At 40.5% G+C, this 4,493-nt stretch carries 3 protein-coding genes; 2 read left to right on the top strand and 1 reads right to left on the bottom strand.

Annotated elements, in window-relative coordinates; all coding sequences use genetic code 11:
* Nucleotides 1–171: 171 nt before the first annotated feature.
* Nucleotides 172–1,203, bottom strand: a complete 1,032-nt coding sequence (gene queA, locus ABMY41_RS21390; RefSeq protein ID WP_054563537.1) for a tRNA preQ1(34) S-adenosylmethionine ribosyltransferase-isomerase QueA — start codon at nucleotides 1,201–1,203, stop codon at nucleotides 172–174.
* A gap of 214 nt (nucleotides 1,204–1,417) precedes the next feature.
* Between queA and ABMY41_RS21385 the strand changes: the two genes are divergently transcribed.
* Both ABMY41_RS21385 and ABMY41_RS21380 read left to right on the top strand, forming a co-directional pair.
* Entirely contained in the window at nucleotides 1,418–3,928 is a 2,511-nt protein-coding gene (locus ABMY41_RS21385) for an EAL domain-containing protein (RefSeq protein ID WP_349276216.1), read from the top strand.
* Between the two features lie 233 nt (nucleotides 3,929–4,161).
* On the top strand, nucleotides 4,162–4,365 hold the full coding sequence (locus ABMY41_RS21380; protein ID WP_289097556.1) for a hypothetical protein: 204 nt from the start codon (nucleotides 4,162–4,164) through the stop codon (nucleotides 4,363–4,365).
* The last annotated feature ends 128 nt before the right edge of the window (nucleotides 4,366–4,493 follow it).

Here is a 4,493-nt window from a genome sequence, read left to right as displayed (position 1 = left end):
AGAATCGATAAATGATGAAATATTGGCGAAGCTATGACTAAGGGGCATAAAAAAAATCCGATGACCTGTGATCATCGGATTTTGATCCTATTATGCCAAATGTCAATTGCTTAACTGATCGGCATTACAGTTAAAAAACTGGGCTTTTTATTGGGTATAAACTATTTTTCGTTATTTGCGCGTTAAGAACATCGCATCACCATAACTAAAGAAGCGATACTGCTGCTCAATAGCCGTGTGATAAGCTCCCATTATGTTCTCTTGGCCTGCAAAGGCACTGACTAACATGATTAACGTTGATTCAGGTAAGTGGAAATTTGTCACCATGGCATCAACCACATTAAACTGATAACCCGGGTAAATAAAGATATCGGTATCACCAAAGTAAGTATCTAGTTTGCCGCCGTGCACTTTAGCAGCTGACTCTAATGAGCGAACTGAGGTAGTCCCTACAGCAATTACACGCCCACCTTTTGCTTTAGTTTCGGCTACCGCTTTAACCACTTCATCTGGTACTTCGATGTACTCTGAGTGCATAACATGCTCATCAACTGAGTCAACGCGCACAGGCTGGAATGTACCTGCGCCCACGTGCAAGGTCACAAAGGCCATATTAATACCCTTGTCTTTTAAGGCTGCCATTAATTTATCATCAAAATGCAGGCCAGCTGTTGGCGCGGCTACGGCACCTGGCTTTTCACCATAAACTGTTTGATAGCGCTCACGATCTGACTCGTTATCAGGACGGTCAATATAAGGAGGTAATGGCATGTGACCGATGTCGTTTAGGATATCGAGTACATTTTCGTCTTTGGCAAATTCAAGCTCAAAAAGCTCGCCATGACGCGCAACCATGATTGCTTCGGCTTTACCTTCAAGAATGATTTTTGAGCCTGGTTTTGGCGATTTACTAGCTCGCACATGCGCAAGCACACGGTGTTCGTCGAGTACGCGCTCAACTAGCACTTCAAGCTTACCGCCTGACTCTTTTTGCCCGAACATGCGGGCAGGGATCACTTTGGTGTTATTGAAAATTAATAGGTCATTTTCATTAACGAGCGATAAAATATCACTAAATACTTTATGCTCAACTTGGCCTGATGGGCCATCAAGCGTCAGTAAACGACTGCTAGTTCGATCTGCTTTAGGAAAACGAGCAATTAATTCATCAGGAAGGTCAAAGCTAAAATCAGCTACGCGCATAGAGCATATCTCTCATTAATAAAAACGCGCCAAGTTTACTCTGATACGCCCACCACCTCAAGCAAAGCCCTGCGTCAACTTGGTACTAGCTTAAAGGATTACAAACTTAAGTACTTATTAACCGCTTTTGGGTAAAGTTTGCTTGTAGATTAGGCAAAATGTCATTATTCTAGCTTATTCACTAAACATGGGTTAAGTAAGAGGTAGTAGCGCCATGGCAAAGCAGTTAAAGCTGCTAATTTTGAACGCGAGCGTTGCTGAGCGTGAAACAATTAAGACCACATTAAACAAGCTTAATGTCTTCACGTTTATCGAAGCCAGTGACTCTCAAGATGCGCTTAAAATTCTTAAAAGCCACCCGGTGGATATTATCATTACAGGCCTTGAGGTCGGTAAGATTGATGGTTGGCGCTTTTCGCGCATGATCCGTTCAGGGTTATTAAAAACACCAAAAAACACACCAATTTTACTTACCCCGCCAATCTATTGTGAACGTATAGCCGAAACCACGGCTCGCAGCTATGGCATTGATGCTGTTCTTCCATTTGAACGCCAAGATATGCTGCCGCAAGTGCTTGCCAACGTGTTATCAACTCACCTTGAAAAAAGTAGTCGCCTTAATTTATTACTACTTGAAACAGATAACCGTAAAGCAGAAGATATCAGCGAACAGTTAAAACTAAGCTTCGCGATAACTCATACCACGTCAACAAAAGCGACACTTGCGACCTATCTGCAGCAAAAATTTGCCATTGTATTGATTGACGCCACTGAATCTCATTCTGATACCGCTGCTGGGCTAATTAGCGAAATACTGCAGCACAACCCAAAGCAAGCGATTGTAACCATCATTGATAACAATGATGCAGATTATGCAGAGCAGTTGTTGCTATCTGGCGTAACTGATTTTATTCGCGCCCCGTACGATCACTCGTTATTGAGTAAAGTGTGTGATCACGCTGCCCGTCGTGAAGATTTCATGGTGAGCTATGCAGAGTTTGCGCAAAAAGTAGAACAACTAAGCCAAAGTCAAAGCCGCTATAAAGAGCTGTTTTCTGCCCACCAACGTATTTTATTACACCTAAATACTGTGGTACTTGAGTTTAACCAAGAGGGTAATATTCGCTTTATTAACCCTGCTTGGGAGCATTTAACGGGCTATGGCATTAAGTCTAGTTTAGCAAAGTCATTAACTGACTTTTGTTTACCTGAGTGTAAAACAAAGCTACAAGATACTATTCAGCGTATTTTGCATGGTGGTGAGCAACAGCAACAGGTAGAGATCCAACTAAAACATAAAAATGGCAATGCCATTTGGGTTGAGTGTCGCTTACAGCTGATTAAAAACAGCCAAAACTCAGCAACTATTACCGCCACCATAGATAACATTCATGAGCGTAAGCAGGCAGAGCTACAACTTCGTCATTTAGCCTTGCACGATACGCTCACAGAGCTGCATAACCGTTATTACTTTGACCAACAATTACAACGTATTTGTAAAGCACAATACACCAGTAACGATACAGAGCACGCGCTGATTTATATCGATTTAGATCACTTTAAAATCATCAACGACAGTAAAGGTCACCAACAAGGTGACATTGTTTTAAAAGAAGTTGCCCAGTTATTCACAGCGAATATTAGTGATGAGCACTTAGTGTGCCGCATCGGTGGTGATGAATTTGCCGTGATCTTAAAAAATACTAACTTACTCGATGCACACTTGGTGGCAGAAAGTATTTGTATGGCGATTGAAAAGCACCGCTTTCATTCAGAAGATCAAGAGTACTCAATTAGCTGCTCAATTGGTTTAACACAAATCACCGAGCAAAATAACGACCCAAGTGAGTGTTTAAAACAAGCTGATATCGCCCTTTATGTAGCAAAAAGCTTAGGCCGTAACTTAGTACACTGTTATTCAAAAGAAGATAGTCATCACAATAGTTTACAAGCCGGTCTTGAATGGGGTCATAGTATTCGCCAAGCATTACAACATGATGCTATAGAACTGCACTATCAACCGATTTGGGACTTTAAACGCGGCCACGTCGCCTACTTTGAAGCACTATTACGCTTAAAGCTTGATGATGAGCTTATCTACCCTAATCAGTTTATTCCTGCTTTAGAGCTTTTAAACGATACTTTCTTGATGGACCAATGTGTTATTCGTAATGCCATTAAGAGCGTTGCCGAGTACCCAGAGCTTAACCAAGTAGCAATTAACTTATCAGCACAGTCGTTTTTAGATGAACGCTTACTGCCGCATATTGAATCGAGCTTAAAAGAATACAATGTTGAACCAACACGCATTATTTTTGAGATCACCGAGTCTGCGAGTATTAATAACCTAGTTGCAACCCGTGCCATGATCGAGCGTTTGAATGGCTTAGGCTGTCACTTCTCTATTGATGACTTTGGTACTGGCTTTAGTACCTTTAATTACCTTAAACAGTTACCGGCTCAACACGTAAAAATTGATGGTTCATTTGTTCGCGACATGTTGAACGACCCAATCGATTTAGCGCTTGTAAAAGCGATTAATGATATTAGCCGTTCGCTTGATAAGCGCTCTGTTGCTGAATATGTTGAAAACAAAGAGATATTCTTAGCGCTAAAAGAAATTGGTATCGACTATGGTCAAGGCTACTTTATTGCCCGCCCAGTACCGGTTGAAAAAATTAGCGACGAGCTGAAAAAAATATCTGAAAATAATCTTTTTAACTAACAAATATCTAGCCTTAAAAAGCCTAAATTTAATACATTTTTAAACATTTTTTCTTAGTTTTTAAACTTCCATACTGACAATACTCATCTATACTTAAATCCACAGCAAGATAAAATGTCGCGTTTTTATAGTGATTATCTATAATAAACATGACATTACTTATTACATTAAACATACTGAGTATGACTTAACATCGTTAAGTCCATCTATTAGCGGTATAAAGGAGAAAAGTGATGACACAACTAATCGTTTTGTTGCTGATTGTGAATCTAGGGATAGCGTATCAATGTTACCGTAATGCGACCTTTAAGGGGTATCCGGTAAAAACATTTACAGGGCTAGGTTTAGTACCTTACTTTAATTTAGTCGTGTGGGTTTACTTGTTGTTTTTACCCGACTTAAAACCATTTTCAATGAGTGAAAAGCAGCCACTTTAGGCCAATGCCAGTCAGTTAAGCTGACTGGCATTTCTTTTTTTATGTGGGTACTTTGATGGCTTAGGCTTTATCGGTCTTGGGTATCGCCTATCTTCTCTTCTTGGTGGCAGTTTAAATAGTCTCAGCGT

Source organism: Pseudoalteromonas sp. BZA4 (genome assembly GCF_040104395.1).
In the GTDB taxonomy this organism is placed as follows: Bacteria; Pseudomonadota; Gammaproteobacteria; order Enterobacterales; family Alteromonadaceae; genus Pseudoalteromonas.
The sequence above is the reverse complement of the archived record's forward strand: the minus strand, read 5'-3'. Positions and strand labels throughout refer to the sequence as shown.

Bases quoted from the DNA above. Each gene is read 5' to 3' on its own strand.
- ABMY41_RS21385 (WP_349276216.1), top strand. From the start codon at position 1,418: ATGGCAAAGCAGTTAAAGCTGCTAATTTTGAACGCGAGCGTTGCTGAG.
- queA (WP_054563537.1), bottom strand. From the start codon at position 1,203: ATGCGCGTAGCTGATTTTAGCTTTGACCTTCCTGATGAATTAATTGCT.
- ABMY41_RS21380 (WP_289097556.1), top strand. From the start codon at position 4,162: ATGACACAACTAATCGTTTTGTTGCTGATTGTGAATCTAGGGATAGCG.